This window comes from Frigoribacterium sp. ACAM 257, from assembly GCF_007954365.1.
In the GTDB taxonomy this organism is placed as follows: Bacteria; Actinomycetota; Actinomycetes; order Actinomycetales; family Microbacteriaceae; genus Frigoribacterium.
The window spans coordinates 69,519-96,254 of the sequence record NZ_VOLO01000003.1 but is presented as its reverse complement, the minus strand read 5'-3'; the positions used below and the strand labels follow the sequence as shown (position 1 = coordinate 96,254).

19 protein-coding genes are annotated in these 26,736 nt (G+C 72.8%); 10 read left to right on the top strand and 9 right to left on the bottom strand.

The window, feature by feature from the left end:
• Positions 1-42 precede the first annotated feature (42 nt).
• Positions 43-873: a 16S rRNA (cytidine(1402)-2'-O)-methyltransferase gene (rsmI, locus tag ES689_RS10285; RefSeq protein ID WP_123548018.1), complete on the bottom strand. Its 831-nt coding sequence runs from the start codon at positions 871-873 to the stop codon at positions 43-45.
• 68 nt (positions 874-941) lie between these two features.
• On the opposite strand from rsmI, the gene ES689_RS10280 reads away from it, so the two are divergent.
• From ES689_RS10280 to ES689_RS10265, 4 genes are all read left to right on the top strand, one after another.
• Positions 942-2,657, top strand: a complete 1,716-nt coding sequence (locus tag ES689_RS10280; protein WP_146903897.1) for a dolichyl-phosphate-mannose--protein mannosyltransferase — start codon at positions 942-944, stop codon at positions 2,655-2,657.
• A 105-nt stretch (positions 2,658-2,762) separates the two neighbouring features.
• Complete coding sequence (locus ES689_RS10275; RefSeq protein ID WP_146903895.1) at positions 2,763-4,055, top strand: O-acetylhomoserine aminocarboxypropyltransferase/cysteine synthase family protein; 1,293 nt, start codon at positions 2,763-2,765, stop codon at positions 4,053-4,055.
• A gap of 1 nt (position 4,056) precedes the next feature.
• The gene (locus ES689_RS10270; protein ID WP_146903892.1) at positions 4,057-4,629 is read left to right on the top strand and encodes a CoA-binding protein; all 573 of its coding nucleotides are present in this window, start codon (positions 4,057-4,059) and stop codon (positions 4,627-4,629) included.
• Positions 4,630-4,736: 107 nt separating this feature from the next.
• Positions 4,737-5,615: a sulfurtransferase gene (locus tag ES689_RS10265; protein WP_191330360.1), complete on the top strand. Its 879-nt coding sequence runs from the start codon at positions 4,737-4,739 to the stop codon at positions 5,613-5,615.
• Between the two features lie 139 nt (positions 5,616-5,754).
• Here the strand turns inward: ES689_RS10265 and ES689_RS10260 are convergent, their stop codons facing one another.
• From ES689_RS10260 to ES689_RS10230, 7 genes are all read right to left on the bottom strand, one after another.
• Entirely contained in the window at positions 5,755-7,779 is a 2,025-nt protein-coding gene (locus ES689_RS10260) for a thioredoxin domain-containing protein (RefSeq protein ID WP_146903887.1), read from the bottom strand.
• Positions 7,780-7,843: 64 nt separating this feature from the next.
• Complete coding sequence (locus ES689_RS10255) at positions 7,844-9,025, bottom strand: bifunctional 2-methylcitrate synthase/citrate synthase (RefSeq protein WP_146903884.1); 1,182 nt, start codon at positions 9,023-9,025, stop codon at positions 7,844-7,846.
• 86 nt (positions 9,026-9,111) lie between these two features.
• The gene (gene prpB / locus ES689_RS10250) at positions 9,112-10,011 is read right to left on the bottom strand and encodes a methylisocitrate lyase (protein WP_146903881.1); all 900 of its coding nucleotides are present in this window, start codon (positions 10,009-10,011) and stop codon (positions 9,112-9,114) included.
• On the bottom strand, positions 10,011-11,651 hold the full coding sequence (locus tag ES689_RS10245; protein ID WP_146904840.1) for an MmgE/PrpD family protein: 1,641 nt from the start codon (positions 11,649-11,651) through the stop codon (positions 10,011-10,013). Before ES689_RS10245 ends, prpB begins: the two co-directional genes overlap by 1 nt.
• Before the next feature lie 13 nt (positions 11,652-11,664).
• A complete protein-coding gene (locus ES689_RS10240; protein WP_146903879.1) occupies positions 11,665-12,639 on the bottom strand; it encodes a DMT family transporter in 975 nt (324 codons plus the stop codon).
• A gap of 125 nt (positions 12,640-12,764) precedes the next feature.
• Positions 12,765-14,381, bottom strand: a complete 1,617-nt coding sequence (locus ES689_RS10235; protein WP_146903876.1) for a long-chain fatty acid--CoA ligase — start codon at positions 14,379-14,381, stop codon at positions 12,765-12,767.
• A gap of 43 nt (positions 14,382-14,424) precedes the next feature.
• Complete coding sequence (locus ES689_RS10230; RefSeq protein ID WP_146903874.1) at positions 14,425-15,129, bottom strand: hypothetical protein; 705 nt, start codon at positions 15,127-15,129, stop codon at positions 14,425-14,427.
• Positions 15,130-15,269: 140 nt separating this feature from the next.
• On the opposite strand from ES689_RS10230, the gene hrpA reads away from it, so the two are divergent.
• Together hrpA and ES689_RS10220 are read left to right on the top strand one after the other, a co-directional pair.
• Positions 15,270-19,253 (top strand): ATP-dependent RNA helicase HrpA, encoded by a 3,984-nt coding sequence (gene hrpA, locus ES689_RS10225; RefSeq protein WP_146903871.1) that lies wholly within the window; start codon positions 15,270-15,272, stop codon positions 19,251-19,253.
• 50 nt (positions 19,254-19,303) lie between these two features.
• Positions 19,304-20,314 (top strand): LacI family DNA-binding transcriptional regulator, encoded by a 1,011-nt coding sequence (locus ES689_RS10220; protein ID WP_146903868.1) that lies wholly within the window; start codon positions 19,304-19,306, stop codon positions 20,312-20,314.
• A gap of 74 nt (positions 20,315-20,388) precedes the next feature.
• Here the strand turns inward: ES689_RS10220 and ES689_RS10215 are convergent, their stop codons facing one another.
• A complete protein-coding gene (locus ES689_RS10215; RefSeq protein WP_223269529.1) occupies positions 20,389-21,378 on the bottom strand; it encodes a PhzF family phenazine biosynthesis protein in 990 nt (329 codons plus the stop codon).
• 212 nt (positions 21,379-21,590) lie between these two features.
• Between ES689_RS10215 and ES689_RS10210 the strand changes: the two genes are divergently transcribed.
• The 4 genes from ES689_RS10210 (at position 21,591) to ES689_RS10195 (ending at position 26,683) form a co-directional block, all read left to right on the top strand.
• Positions 21,591-22,979, top strand: coding sequence for an extracellular solute-binding protein (locus tag ES689_RS10210; RefSeq protein ID WP_146903866.1), 1,389 nt, complete (start codon positions 21,591-21,593; stop codon positions 22,977-22,979).
• A gap of 111 nt (positions 22,980-23,090) precedes the next feature.
• Positions 23,091-24,080: a carbohydrate ABC transporter permease gene (locus ES689_RS10205; protein ID WP_370512361.1), complete on the top strand. Its 990-nt coding sequence runs from the start codon at positions 23,091-23,093 to the stop codon at positions 24,078-24,080.
• Positions 24,077-25,024 carry a carbohydrate ABC transporter permease gene (locus ES689_RS10200; RefSeq protein WP_223269528.1) on the top strand — a complete coding sequence of 316 codons (948 nt, stop codon included), beginning with the start codon at positions 24,077-24,079 and terminating at the stop codon, positions 25,022-25,024. The genes ES689_RS10205 and ES689_RS10200 overlap by 4 nt, the downstream gene beginning before the upstream one ends.
• Before the next feature lie 123 nt (positions 25,025-25,147).
• Positions 25,148-26,683, top strand: coding sequence for an alpha-N-arabinofuranosidase (locus tag ES689_RS10195; protein WP_146903863.1), 1,536 nt, complete (start codon positions 25,148-25,150; stop codon positions 26,681-26,683).
• Positions 26,684-26,736: the final 53 nt, after the last annotated feature.

The following is a 26,736-nucleotide window of genomic DNA, read 5'->3' as shown; positions in this document are numbered from 1 at the left end:
GACGCGGCCCGCGACTCCTCGGCTGCCGCCCACGCCGGGGGCTCAGGAGGGGCGGGGCGCCTTGGCCGCGAGGGCCGCCTGGTAGAGGTCGCGACGGGAGAGGCCGGTGGCGGCGGCCACGTCGGTCGAGGCCTCCTTGAGGCGGGCGCCGTCCGCGACGAGGGCCTGCACCTGCGCGAGACCCGCCGCGAGGTCGAACTCGCGCTCGGGGGCGCCCTCGACGACGACGCAGATCTCGCCGCGGACGCCCTCGGCCGCCCAGGAGGCGAGCTCGGAGGCGGAGCCGCGCCGCACCTCCTCGTGCAGCTTGGTCAGCTCACGACAGACGACGACGCGACGGTCGGCGCCGAGCGCCGTCACCACGTCGCCGAGCGAGTCGCCGAGACGGTGCGGCGACTCGAAGAAGACCATCGTGCGACGCTCGTCGGCGAGGGCTCCGAGCACCCGGAGACGGTCGCCCTGCTTGCGCGGCAGGAACCCCTCGAAGCTGAACCGGTCGGTGGGCAGGCCGGAGACGGCGAGCGCGGTGAGCACGGCGGACGGGCCGGGGATCGCCGTGACGGTGACGCCCGCGGCCGCGGCCGCCTCGACGAGGGGGAACCCCGGGTCGCTGATCGCGGGCATGCCCGCGTCCGTGAGGACGATCAGGTCGGCCGTCCGGGCCAGCTCGACGAGCTCCGCCGCCTTCTCGCGCTCGTTGTGCTCGTGCAGGGCGATCAGGCGGGGACGGTTCTCGACCCCCAGGGCGCGCATCAGGTGGATGGCGGTGCGGGTGTCCTCCGCCGCGACGACCTCGGCGTTCGTCAAGGCCTCGACCAGCCGCCGGGAGGCGTCGCCGAGGTTTCCGATGGGGGTGGCGGCGAGGACGATCACCCGCCCATTGTCCCCTGGCCCGGCCGTCGCCGCCGACGAGCCCGATGCGGGCCGAATACGATGGCCGGATGAGCAGCCAGGGCGATCGGGAGTTCGACGCCCTGCTCGACACCGGGACGGCCCCAGGGCGCGTCGCCCCGGCTGAGCCCCACGAGCGGGTCGACCTCGAGACTGCCGCCGGAGACGCGACGAGCGAGGCGGCCGCAGCTCAGGTCGTCCCCCGCCCGCTGCTCCGGATCGACGCGTGGTGGGGCCGCCTCCTCTCGACGCCCGCTCGCCGCCGCGCCTGGGCCTGGGGCGGGCCGCTGGTCGTCACCCTGCTCGCCGCCGCGCTGCGCCTCTGGGACCTCGGCCGGCCCGGCACCCTCGTCTTCGACGAGACCTACTACGTCAAGGACGCCTGGAGCCTCTGGAACCTGGGCTACGAGGGCTCGTGGCCGAGCGGGTACGACGCCGCCTTCGCGGCCGGCGGCGCGGACGGCTACCTGGCCGCCCCCTCCTTCGTGGCCCACCCTCCCCTCGGCAAGTGGCTGATCGGCCTCGGCATGTGGGCCCTCGGTCCCGACGACCCGGCCGGCTGGCGGATCAGCACGGCGGTCGCGGGCATCGTCGCCGTGGCGCTCGTCGCCGTGATCGGCACGTACCTGTCGCGCTCGACGCTGGTCGGCACGCTGGCCGGCTTCTTCATGGCGATCGACGGGCACGCGATCGTGATGTCGCGGGTGGCGCTGCTCGACGACTTCGTGATGCTGTTCGGGCTGCTGGCGTTCGGGGCGGTGCTGCTCGACCGGCGGCAGAGCGCGAGGGCGCTCGACGCCTGGCTCGCGAGGAGGCGGGGCGCCGGCCGCGACACCGCCTGGGGCCCGTCGATCTGGGGCCGTCCCTGGCTCGTGACGGCCGGGCTGATGTGCGGCCTCGCGACGGGCGTGAAGTGGAACGGCCTCTACTTCCTGGCCGTGTTCGCCGTCTACACGGTCGTCGTCGACGTGCTCGCGCGTCGCCGGGCGGGCGTCGAGTTCTGGCTCTCGGGCACGCTGTTCCGCCAGGCGCCGGTGAGCTTCCTGCTCACGGTGCCGATCGCCGTCGTCGCCTACGTCGCCAGCTGGACGGGCTGGTTCGTCACCGACGGCGGCTACTACCGCAACTGGGTGTCCGAAGGAGGCGCGCGCTGGTCGGGAGCACTCGCCTGGGTCCCCGACACGGTCCAGAACTGGTGGCACTACGAGGCCGGCGTCTACGCGTTCAACGTCGGACTGCACACGCCGCACTCGTACGCGGCGAACCCGTTCGGCTGGCTGCTGATGCTGCGGCCGACGAGCATGTACTACCAAGGGCTCGACCAGGGGCAAGGCGCCTGCGAGGTCGCTCGCTGCGGGATGGCGATCACCTCGATCGCGAACCCGTTCATCTGGTACGCGGCCGTCGCGGCCTGCGCGTACCTCGTGTACCGCCTGGTCCGCCGCCGCGAGTGGCAGGTCGGCGCCGTGCTGGTCGGCATCGCGGCGGGCTACCTGCCCTGGCTGGCGTTCTCGGGCCGGACTGTGTTCCAGTTCTACACGATCGCCTTCGAGCCCTACTTGCTGCTCGGGCTGGCGGGCGTGCTCGGCATCGTGCTCGGACGCCGCACCGACCACCCCGACCGGCGCCTGAGCGGGATCGTCGTGACGGGCATCGTGGTCGTCGTCTCGGTGGCCGTGACCGTGTTCTTCTACCCGCTCTGGACGGCGCAGCTCGAGGACTGGGAGTTCATCCGGCTGCACTACTGGATCCCCAGCTGGAAGTAGCGTGGCCGCCGGTCGTCCCTCCCCCGTCGAGGAGGCGCGGCTCGTCCTGTGAAGCCGCGTTACGTCACGAGGCGTCCTGTGACGCCCAGCGGCTAGCGTGGCCGCATGGCAGATCGTGACTACGGCTTCCGCACGCGTGCGATCCACGCGGGCAACGTCCCCGACTCGGCGACCGGGGCGCGCGCGCTCCCGATCTACCAGTCGAGCGCCTTCGTGTTCGACGACACGGAGGACGCGGCGGCGCGGTTCGCGCTGCAGAAGTACGGCAACATATACAGCCGTCTGGCCAACCCGACCACTGCCTCCTTCGAGGAGAGGATCGCCAGCCTCGAGGGCGGCCTCGGCGCCGTCGCGACGTCGAGCGGGCTGAGTGCGCAGTTCATCACCTTCGCCTCGCTGGCCGGCGCAGGCGACCACATCGTCGCGAGCGCCGCGCTCTACGGCGGCTCGGTGACCCAGCTCGACGTCACCCTGCGGCGCTTCGGCGTCGAGACGACCTTCGTGCAGTCGAGCGAGCCCGCCGACTACGCCGCGGCGATCACCCCGGCCACGAAGCTGCTCTTCGTCGAGACCGTCGCGAACCCCTCGGGCGAGATCGCCGACCTCGAGGGCCTCGCCGAGGTCGCCCACGCCGCCGGCATACCGCTGATCGTCGACTCGACCATCGCGACCCCCTACCTCAACCGGCCGATCGAGTGGGGCGCCGACGTCGTGATCCACTCGGCCACGAAGTTCCTCGGCGGGCACGGCACGACCCTCGGCGGCGTGGTCGTCGAGTCGGGCCGCTTCGGCTGGGACAGCGAGCGGTTCCCGCTCTTCGACCAGCCTGTGCCGAGCTACGGCGGGCTCAACTGGTCGGGCAACTTCGGCGAGTACGCGTTCCTCACGCGGCTGCGGGCCGAGCAGCTGCGCGACATCGGGCCCGCGCTGGCGCCGCACTCGGCCTTCCTGCTGGCGCAGGGCGTCGAGACCCTGCCGTTCCGGATGCGCGCCCACGTCGAGAACGCGCGCGAGGTCGCCGAGTGGCTCGATGCCGACCCGCGCATCGAGCGCGTGCGCTGGGCCGGGTTGCCCGGGCACCCGCACCACGAGCGCGCGCAGAAGTACCTGCCCGAGGGGCCCGGCTCGGTCTTCACCTTCGAGCTGGCCGGCGGGCGCGCCGCAGGCAAGACCTTCATCGAGTCGGTCGAGCTCGCGGGCCACCTGGCCAACATCGGCGACGCCAAGACGCTCGTCATCCACCCCGGCTCGACGACCCACGCGCAGCTCAGCGAGCAGCAGCTCGTCGACGCCGGCGTGCTGCCGGGCTCGGTGCGGATCAGCGTCGGCATCGAGGACGCCGCCGACATCATCGACGACCTCGACCAGGCGCTCCGCGCCGCGACGAAGGAGGCGTGACATGAGCAGCAGCGACACCGTCACGACGCAGCTCGCCAACGGACGCACCTGCGAGCTGCCGTCGAGCTCGCCGCTGGCGAAGCTGCTGAAGTCGCAGCGCACCTGGGTCGGGCCGGACGCCCGCGCCCGGCAGGCCATCCTGCGCTCCGCGAAGAGCGTCGCGATCGTGGGCGCCTCGCCGAACTCGACCCGCTCCTCCTACTTCGTCGGCACCTACCTGCAGCAGTCGAGCGACCTGCGCGTCTACTTCGTGAACCCACGGGCCGACGTGATCCTCGGCGAGAAGGCCTACCCCGACCTGGCGTCGCTGCCCGAGGTGCCCGACATCGTCGACGTGTTCCGCAAGGCGAGCGACATCCCGTCGGTGGTCGACGACGTGCTGGCGAGCGGGGCCCGGACGATCTGGGTGCAGCTCGGCATCTGGAACGAGGAGGCGGCGCGGTACGCCGAGGAAAAGGGCCTGACCGTCGTGATGGACCGCTGCATCAAGGTCGAGCACGCCCGCTTCAACGGCGGGCTGAACCTGATGGGGTTCGACACCGGCGTCATCTCGTCCCGGCGGTCGGGTCGCTGAGGTCGGACGCGACCGGCCCGGGCGGGCGCACGTCGTGACGGCTGCCCGTGACGCCGTGTGAACGTGTCCAGGGCTCGATGACGGCGGTGGGCGCTACCGTGGCCCGCATGTCCCCCGTCATCACCTCTCCGCTCGTCTCCAGCCAGTGGGTCGCCGACCACCTCGGCGCCGACGACATGGTCGTGGTCGACGTGTCGGTGCTCCCCGTCCGCGACCGCGACGGCGAGGCGACCGGCCGGTTCACCACCGGCCGCGGCGAGTACCTCGAGCAGGGGCACGTCCCCGGGGCCGTGTTCGGCGACCTCATCCACGACCTCAGCGACGACCGGGCGGCCCTCCCGTTCACCCGGCCCGATGCCGAGCGCTTCGCCGAGGCCGCGGGTGCGCTGGGCATCACCACCGGCACCACGGTCGTCGCCTACGACTCGTCGGGGGGACCGTGGGCCGCTCGGCTCTGGTGGTTGCTGCGCGCAGCCGGCCACGACGACGCGGCCGTCCTCGACGGCGGCTTCTCCTCCTGGGCCGCCGAGGGGCGGCCCGTCGACGTCGGAGCGGTCCGGCCCGAGCCCTCGGTGTTCGTCGCGCACGAGCGTCCCGGGCTCTGGGTCGACAAGCCCTTCGTCAAGGCCGTGGTGCGCGGAGACGAGCGCGCGGCACTCGTGTGCGGCTCGCCGCGTGCCGAGTTCGACGGCGTCGCAGGGGCGCGTCCCCGACTGGGCCACATCCCCGGCAGCGTCAACGTGCCGTCGATCGAGCTAGTCGGCGACGACGACCTGCACTTCGCCGAGGTCGAGCAGCTCGAGGCGGCCTTCGCTCCGGTGCTCGAGGCGGAGAAGATCGTCGTCTACTGCGGCCAGGGCATCGCGGCCAGCGCCGACGCCCTCGCGCTGGTGCTGGTGGGGCACGACGACGTCGCGCTCTACGACGGTTCGCTCGACGAGTGGACGAGCGACGACGACGCGCCGCTCGAGTCGCTCGCCGCCTGACGGGCTCGCTGCCTGACTCGGTTGCGGCGTGAGCCGGCCGCCGTGGGTCGAGGGCGGGTCTCTCGGGTCGAGGGCGGGTCGCACGGAACCCGCCCTCGGCCCAGATGACCCGCCCTCGGCGAATCGAGCAGGCTCGGGCCTACGAGCGTGACCGCGAGCGGGCCTGCTCGGCGAGGTCGCGATCGAGCTCGGCGACGCCCGTGACGGGAAGTCGGCAGACGAAGTCGTGGCAGAGGTACGCGGTCGCGTGGCCCTGCACGGCGGTGCGCCCCGCGAAGAGCTCGAACCCGGCGTCGGCCAGGGCGACGGCGGAGTCCTCGTCGACGACGCCCACCAGCACGCCGGGGCCGAGCGTCCGCCGCGCGCGAGCGCCGAGACCCGCGGCAGCCACGAGGTCGTCCTCGCCAGCCGCTGTCCCGACGGAGGCCGTGCCGGCAAGCGTGATCACCGACGGCTCGACGACGAGCAGCTGCGTGGAGGGCGCCGCGAGCTCCGCCATCAACGAGAACGTCGTCCCGTACGCGACGGGCGAGTCGAGCGCGGCGTCGGCGGCCGGCCCGACTGCCCGCTCCACGGCCCGGCGCCACCGCGCCTCGCCCGTGAGCCTGTGCAGCGTGAGCGCGGCGACAGCCGTCGCGGCGACGCCGGACGGGTAGGCGCCCTCGGACGGGTCGGCCGCGAGCGCCGTCCCCTGCTCCCGCAGCACGGGATCCGCTCCCGCGGGCGCGGCGAAGGGCGCCGCCGTCTCGTCGTCGGTCAGGCACGCCTCGAGCACCGCGCGTGCGACCACCGCGTACCGGGGAAGACCGGTCGCCAGCGTCAGCTGCAGCAGCCCCTCGGCGAACATGCCGTGGTCCTCGAGCGTGGCGACCGCCTCCGAGACCCCGGTCGACGAGGAGGCGCGCAGCAGCCGCCCGTCCGGCGTCACGTGCTCGTCGAGCAGGACGTCCGCGGCTCGCCGGGCGGCAGCCACCCAGTCCGGGCGGTCGTGCCGGGCACCGGCCTCGGCGAGCGCGGCGATCGCGAGCCCGTTCCAGCCCGTCAGCACCTTGTCGTCGACGGGCGGTGCCTCGTGGCGAGCTCGCTCGGCGGCGTCGAGGGCGTAGAACCCGCCCTCGACCCGGCGGCCGTCGATCGTGCTCTCCGAGTCCTGTGCCGAGCCGAAGGCCCCGCGCGACGTGCGCAGCCGCGTGAGCAGGAACCCCGCGATGCCGGCCGCGACCTCGAGCGGTCCGAGGGCAGGAGCGGATCCGCGACCCGCACCTCCTGCGGTCTCGTCCGTGCCGTCGCCGACGGTGTCAGCTGGCTCGAGCAGGGCAAGCCGCGAGTACGCGGTCAGGAGCAGCGCGTTGTCGTAGAGCATCCGCTCCCAGTGGGGATCGCCCCAGTCGCGACGGGTCGAGTAGCGGAAGAAGCCGCCCTCGACCGGATCGCGCAGCGGGGACGCCGCCATGCGCCGCAGGGTGCGCGAGGCGAGGGCGAGCGCCTGACGGTCTCCTCCAGCTCCGAGGCCGAGCAGCGCCAGCTGGGCGGGTGCGACGGGGAACTTCGGGGCGCCGCCGAAGCCGCCGTGCTCGACGTCCTCGGCGGCGGCGACGCGGGCCGCCGCGCGCGAGAGCGCGGCAGGCGCGGGCAGCTCGACGGCGCCGGCCGCAGGAGGCGCGGGCTGAGCCGCGAGCGCGGCCGCGACGCCCCGGGCGGTCGTGTCGACCTCGCCGCGCCGGGTCGTCCACGCCTCGGTGACCGCGTCGAGCACCTGTCGGAACGCCGGGTGGTCCTGCACCGGCCGCGGCGGGAAGTACGTGCCGGCGAAGAACGCCTGCCCGGCGGGCGTCGTGAAGACGGTGAGCGGCCAGCCGAGCTGCGGGGTGAAGGCGGACGCGGCGGCGAGGTAGCTGGAGTCGACGTCGGGGTGCTCCTCGCGGTCGACCTTGATCGCGACGAACCGCTCGTTCAGGTGCGCCGCGAGGTCGGGGTCGCTGAAGCTCTCACGGGCCATGACGTGGCACCAGTGACACGTCGAGTAGCCGATCGAGACGAGCACGGGGACGTCGCGCCGGACGGCCTCCGCGAAGGCCTCCGGGCCCCACGGCCACCAGTCGACGGGGTTGTCGGCGTGCGAGCGCAGGTAGGGGCTGACGGCGTCGGCGAGTCGGTTCGTCATGCCTCCACGCTAGGCGCGTGCCGGCCGGGCGGCGCGGGCCCTGGCTTCCTGAACGATGAACCGGCTACGCGCGCGACGGCACGTCGCGCAGCGCCGGGCCGTCGTAGTGCGACAGCGGCCGGATCAGCGAGTTGGCCTCGCGCTGCTCGATCACGTGGGCGCTCCAGCCGAGCACCCGCGACGCGACGAACAGCGGCGTGAACACCGCCGTGTCGAAGCCCATCAGGTGGTACGCGAAGCCCGACGGCCAGTCGACGTTGGGCTTCAGGCCCTTGCGCTCGAGCACACCCGCGGCCAGCGCGTCGTAGACGGCGGCGAGCTGGTCGACCCTGGCGTCGCCGGAGGCGCGGGCCCGGTCGACGAGGCCCGCCAGCGCCTCCTCCATGGTCGGCACCCGGCTGTCGCCGTTCTTGTAGACGCGGTGCCCGAAGCCCATGATCTTCTCCCGGCGCGAGAAGGCGCCGTCGAGCCAGGCGGCTGCACCGTCCGCGCCGCCCTCGTCGGCGACCCGGACGAGCAGCTCGAGCGCCGCCTCGTTGGCCCCGCCGTGCAGCGGCCCCTTGAGGGCCCCGACCGCGGCGACGATCGACGAGTGCAGGTCGCTCAGCGTCGACGCCACCACGCGCGCCGTGAAGGTGGACGCGTTGAAGGAGTGCTCCGCGTAGAGCACCATCGAGGTGTCGAACGCTCGGACGTCGAGGTCGTCGGCCTCCGTGCCGAAGACCTGCCGGAGGAAGTCAGCGCTGTAGCCGAGGTCGTCGCGAGGGCGCACGGGAGGGAGGTCGCGCCTCCTCCGCTGGTCGTACGCGATGACGGCGGGCAGGGCGCCGAAGAGGCGCGTCGCCAGGCGGCGGGTGTCGGCGGGGTCGTGCTCGCCGGGTGCGCTGCTCCGCTCGGGCTCCGCCGCGCCGAGGGCGCTGATGGCCGTGCGGACGACGTCCATCGGGTGCGCGGACGTGGGGATGAGGTCGATGACGTGCTGCAGCCCCGGCGCGAGGGGGCGCGCGGCCCGCAGCTCGGCGTCGAAGGCGGACCGCTGCTCAGGCGTCGGCAGCTCACCGTGCAGCAGGAGGTACGCGACGTCCTCGATCTCGCACGAGGCGGCGAGCTGCTGCACCGGGTAGCCGCGGTACAGCAGGGAGTTGCTGTCCGCGTCGACGGACGAGACGGCCGTGCGGTCGACGACGACCCCGGCCAGGCCCTTGTGCAGCTCGGGGGCGGGAGGTGCGGTGAGGGTGTCGCTCATGGTCACTCCTTCGTGAGGTGAGGCGAGGTGCGCCGGCGGCGGTGCCGACAGGCGGTGCAGGTCGTGCGGCGGTGCTGTGCTGCGGCTCAGCGCTCGACCGTGAAGTCGAACACGCCGCCGTCGAAGGCAGAGTAGCCCTCGTAGTCGACGAGGTCGTAGAGGTCGGCGCGGTGCTGCATGCGGTCGAGGAGGCGCACCTGGGTGCCGGTCGCGGCGAGCTCGTCCAGCCCGCGCCCGGCCTCGCCCATGGCGAGGCGCAGCAACATCACCGGCCAGATGACCATCCGCACCCCGGCGCCCAGCAGCTGCTCGGTCGTGTGCAGCTCGCCCTTGCCGAACTCGGTCATGTTGGCGAGGACCGGCACCCCGACCGCCTCGGCCACGGCCTCGAACTCGGCCAGGCCGGTCAGCGCCTCCGGGAAGATCGCGTCGGCGCCCGCGTCCACGAGCGCCTTCGCTCGGTCGACCGCGACGTCGAGGCCCTCGGCCGCGCGCACGTCGGTGCGGGCCATCACGAGGAAGTCGGGGTCACGGCGGCCCTCCACGGCGGCACGGACCCGCTTGACGGCCGTGTCGAGGCCGACGACCTGCTTGCCGTCGAGGTGGCCGCAGCGCTTGGGGTTCACCTGGTCCTCGACGTGGAGGCCCGCGAGGCCTGCGTCCTCCATCGTCTGCACGGTGCGGGCGACGTTCATCGGCTCGCCGAAGCCCGTGTCGGCGTCGACGAGCGTCGGCAGGTCGGTCATCCGCGCGATCTGTCCGGCGCGCGTGGCGACCTCGGTCAGCGTCGTGAGGCCGATGTCGGGCAGTCCCAGGTCGGCCGCGACGACGGCGCCCGAGACGTAGACGCCCTCGAAGCCCTTCCGTTCGATCAGCCGCGCGCTGAGCGGGTTGAACGCTCCGGGCAGGCGCACGAGCCGGTCACCGGCGAGCGCCTCGCGGAGCCGGCGTCGCTTCGCGGCCGGGGTCGTCGTCGAGTACAGCATCAGAAGAGCCCGTCGGGCGAGGCCGCGTCGGCCTGGTCGAGCGAGCCCGCCGGGGGCGTGAGCGTCAGCCCGGCGAGCTCGTGCGCGTCGAGCGTCCGGAGGCGCGTGGCCAGTTCTAGGAACCGCTCCACCTCCTCCTGCGCCAGCACCCCCTCGGCCAGCGTGCGGAACTTCCGCACGTAGTCCTCGCGGGCGAACGGCCGCGCGCCGAGCGGGTGCGCGTCGGCGACGGCGATCTCGTCGACGAGCCGCGAGCCGTCGGTGAACTCCACCTCGATGCGTCCGCCGAACGCCTTCTCGGCCGGGTCGGCGGAGTGGTAGCGCCGGGTCCACTCTGCGTCCTCGGCGGTCGTGATCCGCCTCCAGAGCTCGATCGTGTCGGGGCGCTGTGCCCGCTCGGGCGCGTAGCTGCGCTCGTGGTGCCACTCGCCGTCCTGCAGGGCGACGGCGACGATGTACGGGATCGAGTGGTCGAGCGTCTCGCGGCTGGCGGTCGGGTCGTACTTCTGCGGGTCGCCGGCGCCCGAGCCGATCACGACGTGCGTGTGGTGGCTGGTGTGCAGGACGATGCTCCGCACTGCGGCCGGGTCGCGCAGCTCGGGCCGTTCGCGGCCGAGACGACGGGCGAGGTCGATCCAGGCCTGGGCCTGGTACTCGGCCGAGTGCTCTTTCGTGTAGCTGTCGAGGATCGCCCGCTTCGCCTCGCCGGGGCCGGGCAGCGGCACGGAGTAGCGCGCGTCGGGGCCGTCGAGCAGGCGCGCGACGACGCCGTCCTCCCCCTCCCAGATCGGGCTCGGGCTGGTCTGGCCCCGCAGCGCACGGTCGATCGCCTCGATCGCCTGCTTGCCGGCGAAGGCGGGCGCGTAGGCCTTCCAGCTCGAGATCAGGCCCTTGCGGGACTGCCGCGTGGCCGTGGTCGTGTGGAGAGCCTGGGCGATGGCCTGCGCGGTGGTCTCCGTGTCCAGGCCGAGCAGCGCGGCGATGCCGCCGGCCGCGCTCGGGCCGAGGTGCGCCACGTGGTCGATCTTGTGGGCGTGCAGGCTGATCGCGCGGGCGAGGTCGATCTGCAGCTCGTAGCCGGCCGCGATGCCGCGGACCAGCTGCTCGCCGTCGGCGCCGACGTGCTGGGCGACGGCGAGCACGGGCGGGATGTTGTCGCCGGGGTGCGAGTACTCGGCGGCGAGGAACGTGTCGTGGTAGTCGAGCTCGCGCACGGCGACGCCGTTCGCCCAGGCCGCCCACTCGGGCTGGACGCGCAGCTCGGGGTCGAGGCCGAAGACGGTCGAGCCGGCGCGCGGGCTGCGGGCGTCGGAGCTCGCGATGCCGGCCGGGCCCGCGGCGTGCAGGGTGCTGTCGGGGCGGTCGGCCGTGTCGGCGGGGCTGTCGCCGGCACCTGCCCCGGCGTGCCGTGCGCGGTGCTGCAGCCGCGCCGCCGCCTGCGCCCTGGCCGCGGTGACCGGTGCCCGGCCGAGGCTCGCGACCGCGACGGCCGCGTTGTCGATCACGCGGTTCACCACCATCTCGGCCACGTCGTCGTCGACCGCCACGGGGTCGACCGCGACCGAGGCCAGCCGGTGGGCCAGCTCGTCGTGCCGCGCGAGCGGGTCGTCGGAACGGTGGACGTGCACGTCGATGAGCATCACCTGCCCCACCCTAGGCGTCCGACACGACCGCTCGTCGAGAGGCGGCCGACCCCGGCGGCGACGGCCGGGACGTGACGACGGCCGCGACCCCGGCCAGCACTAGCGCGAGGCCGAGCCAGCCGGGCGGAGCGAGCCGCTCCCCCACGACGAGGACCGCGAGCAGGGGCGCCACCACGGGCTCGAGCAGCGTGACCGTCGTCGCACGCGAGCTCGGCACGGTGCGGAGGCCGGCCCCGAACAGCAGGTACGCGACGAACATCGGCCCGAGCGCGAGGTACACGTGCACCCCCACGGAGCTGCCCGTCTGCACGATCGGGGCGCCCGTCAGCAGCAGCACCGGCACGAGCAGCACGGCCCCGACGCCGAACTGCGCCGCCATCGAGCCGCGCGCCGTGTGGCCGAGGTCGAGGAGGCGGCCCGCCGTGTACGTGTAGGTCGCGTACGCGAGACCGGCGAGCAGGCCGAGCGCGACCCCGACCAGGAACGTCGACGTCGGCTGCAGCCCGGTGGCCGCCGCCTGGCCGGGACCGGCGACGAAGCCGAAGTCACGGGGCTGCTCGTCGTGCCCGAACGCCGCCAGCAGCGCCACCCCCGCGACGGCGGCCCCGGCCGAGGCCGCCCAGCGCCGGTCGAGCCGTCGCCGGCGCGCGGCCGGGTCGAGCAGCCGCTCGAGCAGCGCCGCGAAGAGGGGCGCCGTCCCGAGCGAGACGACGTTGCCGACGGCGACCCCGGCCAGGGACATCGACGAGTAGAACGCGAGCGGGTACGCGACGACCGCCAGCGCTCCCGGGACGATCCAGCGCCAGGAGGCGCCGCCTCCTCGGAGCACCGCCGCCGCCTGCCTCGGCGCGGTCAGCGCGAGCAGCAGGCCGCCGACGCACATCGTCGCCGCGCCCGTCGCGAGCGGGCTGACCGACTCCGGGAGCAGGCTCGCCGCCGTGCCGGTGGTGCCCCAGAGCAGTGCCGCGAGCACGATGCCGATCACGCGCCGATCGTACCGACCCCGTCGAGGGCGGGTATTCCGGGCCGAGGGCGGGTCCGCGGCTACCCGCCCTCGACCCGGAATACCCGCCCTCGACGCTCAGCTGGACGCGACAGCGGCGCGAGCGGTCAGGATGGCGTGACGGCCGCCTCCTGCGTGCCGAACCTCGCGACCAGGTCGCGCTTAAGCACCTTGCCGCTGGGGCCGAGGGGCAGCGCGTCGACGACGTGCACCACGCGGGGGAACTTGTACGCGGCGATCTCGTCCGAGACGAAGGCGACCAGCTCCTCGGGGGCGACGGTCGCGCCGGCGCGCAGCACGACGGCCGCCTCGATCTCCTGACCGTGCGTCTCGTGCGGCACGCCGAAGACGGCGGCCATGGTCACGTCGGGGTGCTGGGCGAGCACCTCCTCGACCTGGCGCGGGTACACGTTGTAGCCGTTGCGGATGATCATGTCCTTGGTGCGGTCGACGACGGTGAGGTAGTCGTCGTCGTCCTTCGTGCCGAGGTCGCCGGTGCGGAACCAGCCGTCGACGACCGCCTTCGCCGTGTCCTCCGGCCGGTCGAGGTAGCCGTTCATGAGGTTGTGGCCGCGGACGACGATCTCGCCGATCTCGCCGTGCGGCAGCAGCACGATCCGGTCCTCCACGGACGAGTCGGCGATCTCCACGTCGACTCCCCAGATCGGGGTGCCGATCGTGCCGGGCCGTGGAGGACGCCCGACGTGGTTGAACGTCGCGACCGGCGACGTCTCGGTGAGCCCGTACCCCTCGTGCACCGGGGCGCCGAAGACCTGCTCGAACTTGGCCAGCACGGCGAGCGGCAAGGAGGCGCCGCCCGAGATCGCGTACCGCAGCGGCGGTCGTGCCTCCGACCGCGTCGCGGCGTCGAGCAGCGCCATGTACATCGTCGGCACGCCCATGAAGACCTCGCAGCCGTGCTCGACCATGGCCGCGAGCGCCGCGTCGCCGTCGAACTTCGGCAGCATGACGATCGTCGCGCCGGCCCGGAAGCCGGTGTTCATCGTGCAGGTCTGGCCGAAGGTGTGGAACAGGGGCAGGGCGCCGAGCAGCACGTCGCCGCGACGCATGTCGAAGGTGCTCATCAGGTTGGTGTCGACCTGCTGCAGCAGGGCGAAGTGCGAGCCCTCGGCACCCTTCGGCTGGCCGGTCGTGCCGCTCGTGTAGAGGATCGTGGCGGTGTCGAACGGGTGCCGCGGCACGTAGGTCGTCAGCGGCTCTGCCTCGGCGGCGAGCGCCTCGAGCCGGTCGGGCGCCGCGGGCACGACGGCCGTGCCGGCGTCGGTCGCAGGAGGCGCGAGCACCGTCACGACGTCGACTCCCGCCAGCTGCGCCCCGGCCGCGCCCTCGGCGAGCAGCGGCGCCGCGCAGACGAGCAACGACGACCCGCTGTCGCCCAGCACGTACTCGATCTCGTGGCGCTTGAGCAGCGCGTGCACGGGCACGACGACTGCGCCGAGCGCGAGGGTCGCGTAGTAGACGCGGGCGAAGTCGGCGACGTTCGGCACGAGCATCGCGACGCGGTCGCCCTCGCCGACGCCACGGGCGCGGAGGGCGCCCGCGTAGGCGAGCGACTGCTGCCAGAGCTCGCGGTAGGTGGTGCGCTGCGGGCCGACGACGACGGCGACGTCGTCCGGGTACCGGGAGGCCGCCTCGCTGAGGATCGCGGCGACCGAGGCCGTCGCGCGGCCGGTCGGGCTGGTCGTGGGTGCGTTCGTGCTCATGTCGGGTGTGCTCCGTCTCCGTTGACGAGTGGTCCTGGTCGGATCATACGTCCCGTGACGCCGAGCCCGGCTGGCTCGTTGCCGGCGCCGCTACCGCACCCCGCTGCGCACGATCAGGGTCGAGAGGAACACGAGGAACACCGCCGTGCGCCCGACGAAGCGGAGCTGTGCGAAGGCGTACCCCGGACGGCCGGCACGATCCGACTCGGCCGGCGGCGAAGGGCGAGCCCGGCTGGCCGAGCGTCCCCTCGGCGACTCGACGCGCGTGGCGGCGGCCGGCCTCGGACGCGCGGAACTCATCGACGCCCCGCAGACCGGACCGGCGACCGTCGCGGGCGGCCCACGCGGTCTCGAGAGCGTCCACGAGGTCCTGCTCCTGCTGCACGTCGCCGGCGTCGCGCACCTCCGAGACTGCCTCGGCGAGCGCGTCGAGCAGCTCGCACGACCGCCGTTCCGCGACGGACAGCACCGTCTCGGCCCGTGCGGCCGCGCCCGGCGGCGGCTCGCTCGCCTCCACGAAGCCCGACGCGACCAGCAGCGCCACGCGCGACGCCACGAACGCTGGTCCTCCGGCCGAGGGCCCGAGCCGCCGCGACACCTCGGCCACGAGCTGCGAGGCCGCCCGCGTGCCGTCCTCGAGCACGTCGAGAACGCAGACGCAGAGCGGGTCGGTCATGACGGCGAGCGGCGAGGCCGCCCCGACGGCGGCGGACGGGGAGGCGGCGGGGAGACGGTTCGTGAGGGTCATGGGAGCGAGGCTGCCTGCCGGGCCGGCCCGCGCCTCCTCGTGTCGGCTGCCGCTGGGGACGACGCACCACGGCCGACCGGTCGGGGAGGGACCACGGCGGGGAGCGCTCCCCAGCCCGCGCGGCTTACGATGGAGGGCTCATGTCGCCCACCATCACCTATCCCCCCGAGCTGCCGGTCAGCCAGAGACGCGACGACATCGCCGCCGCGATCCGCGACCACCAGGTCGTCATCGTCGCGGGGTCGACCGGCTCGGGCAAGACGACGCAGCTGCCGAAGATCTGCCTCGAGCTCGGCCGCACGAGCATCGGGCACACCCAGCCGCGCCGCATCGCCGCACGCACGATCAGCGAGCGCATCGCCGAAGAGCTCGGCGAGGAGGTCGGCGGGCTCGTCGGCTACCAGGTGCGGTTCACCGACAAGGTCGGCGCCGACACGCAGATCAAGCTGATGACCGACGGCATCCTGCTGAACGAGATCCACTTCGACCGCGAGCTGAAGCGGTACGACACGATCATCATCGACGAGGCGCACGAGCGCAGCCTCACCATCGACTTCCTGCTCGGGTACCTGAAGCAGCTGCTGCCGCGCCGTCCCGACCTCAAGCTGATCATCACGAGCGCGACGATCGATCCCGAGTCGTTCTCCCAGCACTTCGACGGGGCGCCCATCGTCGAGGTCTCCGGCCGCACCTACCCGGTCGAGATCCGCTACCGGCCGCTCGTCGCCGACGACACGACGGCCGACGACGACCGCGACGTCGATGACCTGGACGAGCTCGACGAGGCACCCGTGCCCTCGCGGCCGAGCGCCCGACGCGACGACGCCCGACGAGACGACGGCCGCCGCCGTGGCGAGCCCGGCCGCCCCGGTGCCGCAGCCAGACGGGCGAAGGAGGCGCGGGCCGGCGACCCGAGGCAGCGCGCCGACGACAAGGACTACCTTCAGGGCATCAACGAGGCCCTCGACGAGCTGGCCCGCGAGAGCTCGGGCGACGTGCTCGTGTTCCTCAGCGGCGAGAACGAGATCCGCGACGCGGAGGACGCGATCCGTGCGCGGAACCTGCCGCAGACCGAGGTGCTGCCCCTCTACGGCCGACTGAGCGCGGCCGACCAGCACCGCGTCTTCCAGCCGAGCAGCACGGCAGGGACCAGGCGCCGCATCGTCCTCGCGACGAACGTCGCCGAGACCAGCCTCACCGTGCCGGGCATCAAGTACGTGATCGACGCCGGCACCGCGCGCATCAGCCGCTACTCGACCCGCGCGAAGGTGCAGCGCCTGCCGATCGAGGCGATCTCGCAGGCCAGCGCGAACCAGCGCTCCGGCCGGTCGGGCCGCACGAGCGACGGCATCGCGATCCGGCTCTACAGCGAGGCCGACTTCGGCAGGCGCGACGAGTTCACCGAGCCCGAGATCCTCCGCACGAACCTCGCCGCCGTCATCCTGCAGATGATCTCGCTCGGGCTGGGCGACATCGCGGCGTTCCCGTTCCTCCAGCCGCCGGACTCGCGCGGCATCAAGGACGGCCTCGACCTGCTGCGCGAGCTCGGCGCCGTCACCCAGGGCGGCCAGATCACCCGCGTCGGCAAGCAGCTGACGCGTCTGCCGATCGACCCGCGCCTGGCCCGGATGGCCGTCGAGTCGAAGGTGCACGGCACCACCCGCGAGGTGCTCGCGATCGTCGCGGCGCTGAGCATCCAGGATCCCCGCGAGCGCCCGCTCGAGCGCCGTGCCCAGGCCGACGAGGCGCACGCGCGCTTCAAGGACCCGCAGGGCGACTTCATGACGCTCCTCAACCTCTGGAACCACCTGGAGGACAAGAAGGACGAGCTCACCGGCAACGCGTTCAAGCGCCTCTGCCGCGAGGAGTTCCTCAACTACCTGCGCGTCCGCGAGTGGCAGGACGTCTACCGGCAGCTGCTGCGTGCGGCCAAGCCCCTCGGCCTGCACGTCGGCGAGCGCAGCACGAACCCCGACGGCGTGCACCGCAGCCTCCTGGCCGGCCTGCTCAGCCAGATCGGCCTGTTCGACCCGCAGAAGAAGGACTACGTCGGCGCCCGCCAGACGCGGTTCCTGGTGTTCCCCGGCAGCTCCCTCGCGAAGAAGCAGCCCGCCGCGATCATGAGCGCCGAGCTCGTCGAGACGAGCCGCCTCTTCGCGCGCGTCAACGGCGCCATCGACCCGGCCTGGGCCGAGCCGCTCGCGCCCGACCTCGTCAAGCGCAGCTACGGCGAGCCGCACTGGGAGAAGAAGCAGGGCTCGGTCGTCGCCTACGAGCGCGTGACGCTCTACGGCGTCCCGATCGTGCCGAGGAGGCGCATCCAGTTCTCCCGGATCGACCCCGGCTACGCCCGCGAGCTCTTCATCCGGCACGCCCTCGTCGAGGGCGACTGGGAGAGCCGCCAGTCGTTCGAGAAGGCCAACCAGCAGCTGATCCGCGAGCTCACCGAGGTGGAGGAGCGCACCCGCCGTCGCGACATCCTCGTCGACGGCGACGCCGCGTTCGAGTTCTTCCAGCGCCGCGTGCCGGCCGAGGTCACGAGCACCCGCGACTTCGAGGGCTGGTGGCGCAGGGCCAAGCAAGACACTCCCGACCTGCTCACGATGACCGCCGCCGACCTGCTCGGCGACGACGAGCCCGACGTCGACGAGGCGGGCTTCCCGAGCACGTGGCGGCAGGGCGACCAGACGCTGACCCTGCGCTACAAGTTCGAGCCGGGTGCCGACGACGACGGCGTGACGGTGGTCGTGCCCCTGCCGCTGCTGGCGCGCCTCCGGCCGGCCGGGTTCGACTGGCAGGTGCCGGGCCTCCGCGACGAGCTGGTCACCTCGCTGATCAAGTCGCTGCCGAAGCAGATCCGCAAGAACGTCGTGCCCGCCGCCGACTGGGCGTCGAAGATCACCGCCGAGCTGCCGGCCGAGCCGCCGCACGACGCGGCCGAGTCGTTCACGGCGACCCTCGCCTCCGTCATCAAGAAGCTGACCTACACGCCCGTCGACGCCGCCGACTTCGACCTCGAGCGGGTGCCCGCTCACCTGCGCGTGACGTGGGCCGTCGTCGACGAGCGCGGCCGCACGGTCGGCGCGGGCAAGTCGCTCGACGAGCTGCAGCACCGGCTCAGCGACGACATGCGCGAGAGCGTCGCGCGGGTCACCCAGGGGCAGGGCGCAGGAGGCGCGGGTCGCGGCCAGCGAGGACGCGGCGGCCCCGAGGGCGGTCGCCCCGACGCCGCGACCGCCGCCCCCGCGAACGCCGTCGAGCGCAGCGGCCTCACCTCGTGGGACTTCGACGAGCTCCCGACCGTGCTCGACACGCGACACGGCGACACCGTGATCCGGGCGTACCCGGCGCTGGTGGACGAGGGCGCCTCCGTGGCGATCCGCCTCATGGCGACCCCGGCCGACCAGGCACGCGAGACGCCGAAGGGGGTGCGGCGCCTGCTGATGCTCGCCGTGCCGAGCCCCGTCGCGTACGTGCAGCAGCACCTCACCGCGCCGGAGAAGCTCATCCTCGCGACGAGCCCGTACCAGAACACCTCAGCGCTCTTCGCGGACTGCCTGGTGGCGGTCGTCGACGACGTGCTGCACCGGGTGAAGCCCGACGGGCAGCTCTACACGAAGAAGGAGTTCCTCACCGTGCGCGACCGGGTGTCGGGGGCCGTGATGGACCAGATGTTCCAGACGGTGTCGCTCGTCGCCCGCACCCTCACCGCCGCCCGCGACGCGGACAAGGCCATGAAGGCGGCCACGAACATGTCGCTGCTGACGGCCCTGACCGACATGCGGCAGCAGCGCGACCGGCTGGTGCACCCGGGCTTCGTCTCGGCGACCGGCCTGCAACAGCTGCAACGCGTTCCCGTGTACCTCGTGGGCATCACCCGCCGTACGGCGAAGCTGCTCGAGGCGCCGTCGCGCGACCGGGCCTGGCTGACCGAGGTGCAGCAGGCGACGGAGCGGTACGAGGCGGCGGGCGGCGCGTTCCCGCCGGCCGAGGGGGCGCCTCCGGCGCTCGTGCGTGCCCGCTGGATGCTCGAGGAGTTCCGCATCAGCCTCTTCGCCCAGGATCTGCGCCCGAGCGAGAGCGTGTCGCTGCAGCGCATCGTCAAGGTGCTCGCCTCGGCGTAGCTGCTGCGGCCGGTCGCGTCCGACGTGCGGCGCGGCGCTAGCCTGGGCGGATGCGAGCGACGGTCAAGGACGTGGCCGCCCGGGCAGGCGTCTCTCCGAAGACGGTCTCGAACGTCGTGACGGGGGCGGTCCGGGTCAGCGCCGAGACCAGGGCGCGTGTCGAGGAGGCGGTGGCCGCGCTCGCCTACGTGCCCAACCTGAGCGCACGAGGGCTCCGCACCGGCCGCACGGGCTCCATCGCGCTCGCCTTCCCCGACCTCACGACGCCGTACAGCGCCGAGATGTCGCACTGGTTCGTCGAGGTCGCGCACGAGCGCGGCTGGTCGGTGCAGCTCGAGCAGACCGGCATGCGCCCGGAGCGCGAGCGCGAGCTGCTGCTGAAGGGCAAGGAGCACCTCGTCGACGGGCTCGTGCTCAACCCGGTGAGCCTCGACGAGAGCGCCATCGTCGGCGCGGAGTCCCTGCCCCCGGTCGTCGTGATCGGCGAGGTCGAGCAGAGTCTCGTCGACCAGGTCAGGGTCGACAGCGTCGCGGCCGCACGCGACATGACCATGCACCTGATCGAGCTGGGGCACCGGCGCATCGCCGTGCTCGGCAGCTCGGGCGACGGCTTCGACAGCGCGACGGCGCGGGCGCGCACCCTCGGCTGGCAGCAGGCGCACGAGGCGGCCGGGCTGCCCGTCGACCCCGCGCTCCGGTGGTCGTGCCGATCGTGGTCGCCCGAGGCGGGCGCGGCGGCCGTGCGCGAGCGACTCGCCGCCGACGGTCCGCCGGACGCGCTCTTCTGCTTCACCGACTCGCTCGCGATCGGCGCCGTGCACGCCCTCTGGGCGGCGGGCCTGCGGGTGCCCGACGACGTGTCGGTCGCGGGATTCGACGACATCGCCGACGGCCGCTTCACGCTGCCGCCGCTCACGACCGTGCGCCTCGACAAGCGGCTCTTCGCCGAGCGCACGCTCGAGCTGCTGGCGGCGCGCATCGCCGACCGCGACCGGCCGCCCGAGCTCGCGATCATCCCCCACGAGATCGTGCGGCGCGAGAGCACCGCGGCCCGCCCCTGACCCGCTCCGCGGCGCGCCGCGGTGCGCCGCGGTGCGCCGCGATCGCGGAACACCCCACAGGAGCGGCAGGCGCGTCACTCGACGATCAGGGCCGCGGTGCCGCTGACCGTGATGCCGCCGGTCGCGGGCACGTCGACCGTGAGCACGCTCGGGCGTCCGACGTGCCTGCCCTGCCGCACCGCGAACTGGGCCGGAGGCGCGAGCAGGCCGACAGCCCGCACGTACGCCCCGAGGGCGGCGGCCGCCGACCCTGTCGCGGGGTCCTCGGTGATGTCGCCGACGGGGAACAGGTTGCGGGCCTCGATAGCGGGCACCTCGGTGCCGGCTCCGCGGGTCGCGGCGGCAGCGGCAGCGGCCACAGCGCCAGCGCCAGCGCCAGCCGCTGAGGCCACGCTCTCGGTGCAGACGACCGTCACGGTGCCCGACCAGCCCTGCCGGTCCATGAGCTCGCGCACCGGGCCGGGGTCGAACCCGAACGAGTCGAACACCGCGAGCGACCGCAGGGCCACGACCGGGTGCCAGTTGCCGGCGAACGCCTCCGTCACCGGCCATCCCGGATCGACGTCGTCGCGCACCAGCCCGAGGAGGCCGAGCAGCTCGTCGGCGACCGCGTCGTCGAGCGGCCGCATGCGCGGCTCGACGCTGGTGAAGGAGGCGCGCAGCCGGCCTTCTCCCCCGGCCACCGCCTCCTGCGTGGTCTCGATGACGACGGGCCCGACGGCCGTCTCGAAGCGAAACGCTCCGGGACCCCGCGCCTCGGCGAGTGCCGCAGCGGTCGCGATCGTCGCGTGTCCGCAGAACGGCACCTCGGCGATCGGCGAGAAGTAACGGGTCCGCACGACGCGGTCGTCTCCCCCGACGGCGCCGTCGGCGACGAACGCGGTCTCGGCGTAGCCGACCTCGGCGGCGATCTGCTGCATCTGCCCGTCGTCGAGCGTCCGCGCGTCGAGCACGACCCCCGCGGGGTTGCCACCGCCCGGCCCGTCCGCGAACGCGGTCAGCCGCAGCACCGAGGGACCCACGTCGGTCGAGGAGGCGGTCGCTGGCACCTGCGGATCGGTCACCGCTCCACCCTCCCGGCTGCCGCCTCCTTCGGGCAAGGGCCACTCGTCGACCGCTGGCCGCAGCGTCCGTCGCCGGGGAGCACTGCACCGCGTTTCGTGCACCACACCAGGACTAGACACGGCGCGGTGCACGAAACGCGGTGCGACAGCCCTTGCGCTCCGATTACAACGATGGAATAGTGCGAGCAGTCACACGTCACGAAGGAGTGAACATGACCCTGCCCGACAACCCCGCCCGCAGCCGCGCCGAGGCCACCCCGCCCGGCACCGCGGCCCGAGGCGCCGGCCTCAGCCGCCGCGGCGTCCTCGTCGGCGGCGCGGCCCTGCTCGGCACCGCGTTCGCGGCCACCGCGCTCACCGGCTGCGCGACCGGCGCGACCACCGCCTCCGGCGCCACGGTCGAGCAGCTCAAGTTCTGGCACCTGCTGAGCGGGGGCGACGGCGTGAAGATGTCCGCTCTCGTCGACCAGGCGAACGCGCAGAACCCCGAGTTCCACGCGACGCAGACGGTGCTCGCCTGGGGCACTCCGTACTACACGAAGCTCGCCATGGCGTCGGCCGGCGGCCGTGCCCCCGACGTCGCGATCATGCACGCCTCACGGGTGCCCGGCTACGCGCCCGGCGGCCTGCTCGACCCGTGGGACGTCGAGAAGCTCGCCTCGTACGGCCTTCGCGAGGAGGACTTCGCTCCCGCCGTCTGGAAGGCCGGCTTCAGCGGCGACCAGCTCTTCTCGGTCGCCCTCGACTCGCACCCGTTCATCCTGTTGTACAACACCGACATCGCCGCCCAGGCCGGCGTCCTCGGCCCCGACGGGCAGCTCGCCGAGATCTCGAGCCCCGAGCAGTTCCTCGAGGTCGCGACCGCGATGCAGGCCGTCACCGGCAAGCACGGCGCCTCGTGGGGGTACCTCAACGACGGCGCCCAGCTCTGGCGCATGTTCTACACGTTCTACAAGCAGCAGGGCGCCGACATGGTGCTCCGCGAGGGCGGGTCGGTCGAGTACGACGAGGAGGCGGCCGTCACCGCGCTGGAGTTCATGCAGCAGATGACCGACGGCACCGTGATGGCCGAGGCGAGCGACATCCAGTCGGGCATCGCCGAGTTCGTCTCGGGCGAGAGCGGCATGCTCTTCACCGGGGTGTGGGAGGTGCCGAGCGCCGCGGCGTCGGGCATCCCCTACGACGCGAGCATGATCCCGACGCTGTTCGGGACGCCCGCCGTCTACGCCGACTCGCACGCGTTCGTGCTGCCCCGGCAGAGCACCGTCGACGAGGCCGCGCGCGAGGACGTCTACAAGATGGTCTCGACCATCCTCAAGGACTCGATCTCGTGGGCCGAGGCCGGGCACATCCCCGCCTACGGGCCCGTGGTCGACAGCAGCGAGTACGCCGACCTCATCCCCCAGGCGCACTACGCCGAGGCCGCCGAGTACCTCAACTACGACCCGCCCGCTTGGTTCACCGGCTCGGGGTCGGACTTCCAGACGTACTTCCTCGACAGCATCCAGTCGGTGATCCTCGCCAAGGACGACGCGGCGACGGGCATGAAGCGGTTCGTCGACCGGGTGAACACGCAGCTCGGCCGCCCCGCGCCGGTGTGAACAGGACGACATGACCCGCGCCCGGCCGGACCGCGCCACCCGCAACCGCCCCCGCACCCGCACTTCCTCCCCTGAACGACCTGACCAGCACGACGACGAAGGAGTCGATCTGTGACGACCACCACGGTCAAGACCCCGGCGGCCCCCGCCGACCGGAGCCCGGCGACCACCGGCACCCGCGCCGGCGGCGGACGCGGCGGGACCACCACCCGCCTGCGCCCCGGCGCCCACAAGGAGAACCGCATCGGCTGGGGCTTCGCCGCCCCGTTCACGATCTTGTTCGCCCTGTTCCTCGTGTGGCCCCTCCTGCACGGCCTCTACCTGAGCTTCACCGGGCAGAGCCTCACGGGCCAGGGCGGCGAGCTGATCGGCTTCGCCAACTACGCCGAGGCCTTCGCCGACGGCGCCATGTGGCGCTCGATGCTCAACACGTTCTGGTTCACGATCCTCAGCACGATCCCGCTCGTCGCGGTCGCGCTCGTCCTCGCGCTGCTGGTGAACACCGGCCTGCCCGGCCAGTGGCTCTGGCGCCTGAGCTTCTTCCTGCCGTACCTGTTGGCGTCGACCGTCGTGTCGCTGTTCTGGATCCAGCTGTACAGCCCGACGCTCGGCCCGATCAACAACGTGCTGGCCACCCTGGGGCTGCCGCAGCCCGCATGGCTGCAGGACCCGGACACGGCCATGATCGCCGTCGTCGCCACGACGGTCTGGTGGACCGTCGGCTTCAACTTCCTGCTCTACCTCGCTGCCCTGCAGAACATCCCCGACCAGCAGTACGAGGCGGCGTCTCTCGACGGCGCCGGGCGCTGGCGCTCGCTCTGGTCGATCACGATCCCCCAGCTCGGCCCCACCACCGGCCTGATCGTCATCCTGCAGGTGCTCGCGTCGCTCAAGGTCTTCGACCAGATCTACCAGATGACCAACGGCGGGCCGGCGGGCACGACGCGCTCCACGGTCCAGTACATCTTCGAGTCGGGCTTCACCGGCTACCGCTTCGGCTACTCGAGCGCCATCTCGTACATCTTCTTCGCCGTGATCGTGGTCATCTCGATCGCCCAGTTCTCGATCACGGCCCGCAACCGCAAGGGAGCCCAGCGATGACCGCACCTGCCGTCGCCCCCGCCGCAGCGCCCGGCGGCGACCTGCGAGCCCCGACCGCCGACCGAGGCAGAGGCCCGAGCCGAGGAGGCGGCAGCCACGGCCACGCACCCGGCAAGCAGCGCTTCGGCGTCATGGGCGTCGTCAGCATCGTCGTCCTCGTCGTGCTGGCCGTGCTCTGGCTGCTGCCGTTCCTCTGGTCGCTCGCGACCTCGTTCAAGAGCGAGGCCGACGCCGCGGCGACGCCGCAGACCTGGCTGCCCGCGGGCGGCTTCACCCTGCAGGCTTACCGGGCGATCCTCGAGCAGGGGAACATCCCGACGTGGCTGTTCAACAGCCTGCTCACGTCGATCGTCATCACCCTGATCGTCGTCGCCACGTCGGCCCTCGTGGCGTACGCGTTCTCGCGGCTCGACTTCCGCGGCAAGAAGTGGCTCTACGTGGCGACGATCGCGTCGATCATCATCCCGCCGCAGGTGCTGATCGTGCCGCTGTTCTACCAGATGCTCGCCTTCGACATGGTCGACACCTACTGGGGCATCATCCTGCCGCAGGCCATAGCTCCCGCCATGGTGTTCGTGCTCAAGAAGTTCTTCGACCAGGTGCCGATCGAGCTCGAGGACGCGGCCCGCGTCGACGGCGCCGGACGCATCCGGGTGTTCTTCACGATCCTGCTGCCGCTCTCGCGGCCCATCCTCGGGGCGGTGTCGATCTTCGTGTTCATCGGGGCCTGGAACAACTTCCTCTGGCCCTTCATCGTCACGAACGACGCGTCGCTGCTCACGCTGCCCGTCGGCCTGCAGACCATCAAGAGCGCCTACGGGATCCAGTACGCGCAGAACATGGCCGCGGCGATCCTGGCGGCGCTCCCCCTCATCCTCGTGTTCCTGTTCTTCCAGCGACAGATCATCAAGGGCATCTCGACCACCGGCTTCGGGGGGCAGTAGCGACCAGCGCCTCCTCTGCCCGGCCGGCGCCTCCTCGGTGCGCGCGCCGCGCCTCCTCGATCCGCACCTCCTGACCGACCGACCACCCGCCAGCACGCCGCTCCCCCTCTACCTAGGAGAACCATGACCACCGCCCGCATCACCGTCGACCGCGAGTTCACGATCGGCACCGTGCCGCGCCGCCTGTTCGGCTCGTTCGTCGAGCACATGGGCCGGTGCGTGTACACCGGCATCTACGAGCCCGGCCACGAGACCGCCGACGAGAAGGGCTTCCGTCGCGACGTCCTCGCCCTCACCAAGGAACTCGGCGCGACCGTCGTCCGCTACCCCGGCGGCAACTTCGTCTCCGGCTACAACTGGGAGGACGGCGTCGGGCCGGTCGACCAGCGCCCCCGCCGCCTCGACGGCGCGTGGCACACCGTCGAGTCGAACGCGTTCGGCCTGCACGAGTTCGTCGAGTGGTCGAAGCTCGCGGAGGTCGAGGTGATGGAGGCCGTCAACCTCGGCACCCGCGGCGTCGACGCCGCCCGCGAGCTCGTCGAGTACGCGAACCACCCCGGCGGCACCGCCCTCAGCGACCGCCGCATCGCCAACGGCGCGGCCGACCCGTTCGACATCAAGCTCTGGTGCCTCGGCAACGAGCTCGACGGCCCCTGGCAGATCGGGCACAAGACCGCCACCGAGTACGGCCGCCTGGCCCAGGAGGCCGCCAAGGCGATGAAGTTCGTCGACCCGAGCATCGAGCTCGTCGCGGTCGGCAGCTCGGGCCGCGGCATGCCGACGTTCGGCACCTGGGAGCACGAGGTGCTCACCCACGCCTACGACGAGGTCGACTACGTCTCGATGCACGCCTACTACCAGGAGCACGACGGCGACGCGACGAGCTTCCTCGCGACGGCGGTCGACATGGACGCCTTCATCGAGGAGGTCGTCTCGACCATCGACGGCGTCAAGGCCGCGGGCAAGCACGACAAGCAGGTGCACATCTCGTTCGACGAGTGGAACGTCTGGTACCAGACGGGCCTCGACACCGACGACCAGCCGCACAACGTCTCGAAGGGCTGGGTCGAGCACCCCCGCCTCATCGAGGACACCTACAACGTCACGGACGCGGTCGTCGTCGGCACGTTCCTCAACTCGCTGCTGCGCCACGGCGACCGGGTGAAGATCGCCAACCAGGCCCAGCTCGTCAACGTGATCGCGCCGATCCGCAGCGAGCAGGGCGGACCCGCCTGGCGCCAGACGATCTTCTGGCCGTTCGCCCGCATGGCGGCGCTGGCCCAGGGCGAGATCCTCCGCACGCAGGTCACCAGCGACAAGATCGACACCCCGAAGTACGGCGACGCCGACCTGGTCGACGTCAGCTCGACGTGGGACGAGGAGACGGGGCGCGTCGTGTTCTTCCTCGCGAACCGCGGACTCGAGGAGGCGGCGGACGTCGAGCTCGTCCTCCGCGGCTTCGCGGACGCCCGGGTCGTCCGCTCCGAGTTGCTGGCCGTCCCGGAGGGCGGGGACCGCTTCACCGCCAACACCGTCGAGGCCCAGGACGCGGTCGGCCTCGTGCCGCTCGACGGCGTCACGGTCGACGACGGCAGCGTCCGCCTGAGCCTGCCGGCCCTGTCGTGGGCGGTCGTCGAGCTCGAGGTCGCGAAGGCCTGAGCCGCGCCGAAGAGGGCCCGGGTGCGACGTGCGCCCGGGCCCTCCTCTGTGCG

Excerpts from the sequence above, each read along its gene's own strand:
- ES689_RS10280 (WP_146903897.1), top strand. The coding sequence starts at position 942 with ATGAGCAGCCAGGGCGATCGGGAGTTCGACGCCCTGCTCGACACCGGG.
- ES689_RS10275 (WP_146903895.1), top strand. The coding sequence starts at position 2,763 with ATGGCAGATCGTGACTACGGCTTCCGCACGCGTGCGATCCACGCGGGC.
- ES689_RS10270 (WP_146903892.1), top strand. The coding sequence starts at position 4,057 with ATGAGCAGCAGCGACACCGTCACGACGCAGCTCGCCAACGGACGCACC.
- ES689_RS10265 (WP_191330360.1), top strand. The coding sequence starts at position 4,737 with ATGTCCCCCGTCATCACCTCTCCGCTCGTCTCCAGCCAGTGGGTCGCC.
- ES689_RS10260 (WP_146903887.1), bottom strand. The coding sequence starts at position 7,779 with ATGACGAACCGACTCGCCGACGCCGTCAGCCCCTACCTGCGCTCGCAC.
- ES689_RS10255 (WP_146903884.1), bottom strand. The coding sequence starts at position 9,025 with ATGAGCGACACCCTCACCGCACCTCCCGCCCCCGAGCTGCACAAGGGC.
- prpB (WP_146903881.1), bottom strand. The coding sequence starts at position 10,011 with ATGCTGTACTCGACGACGACCCCGGCCGCGAAGCGACGCCGGCTCCGC.
- ES689_RS10245 (WP_146904840.1), bottom strand. The coding sequence starts at position 11,651 with ATGCTCATCGACGTGCACGTCCACCGTTCCGACGACCCGCTCGCGCGG.
- ES689_RS10235 (WP_146903876.1), bottom strand. The coding sequence starts at position 14,381 with ATGAGCACGAACGCACCCACGACCAGCCCGACCGGCCGCGCGACGGCC.
- ES689_RS10230 (WP_146903874.1), bottom strand. The coding sequence starts at position 15,129 with ATGACCCTCACGAACCGTCTCCCCGCCGCCTCCCCGTCCGCCGCCGTC.
- hrpA (WP_146903871.1), top strand. The coding sequence starts at position 15,270 with ATGTCGCCCACCATCACCTATCCCCCCGAGCTGCCGGTCAGCCAGAGA.
- ES689_RS10220 (WP_146903868.1), top strand. The coding sequence starts at position 19,304 with ATGCGAGCGACGGTCAAGGACGTGGCCGCCCGGGCAGGCGTCTCTCCG.
- ES689_RS10210 (WP_146903866.1), top strand. The coding sequence starts at position 21,591 with ATGACCCTGCCCGACAACCCCGCCCGCAGCCGCGCCGAGGCCACCCCG.
- ES689_RS10200 (WP_223269528.1), top strand. The coding sequence starts at position 24,077 with ATGACCGCACCTGCCGTCGCCCCCGCCGCAGCGCCCGGCGGCGACCTG.
- ES689_RS10195 (WP_146903863.1), top strand. The coding sequence starts at position 25,148 with ATGACCACCGCCCGCATCACCGTCGACCGCGAGTTCACGATCGGCACC.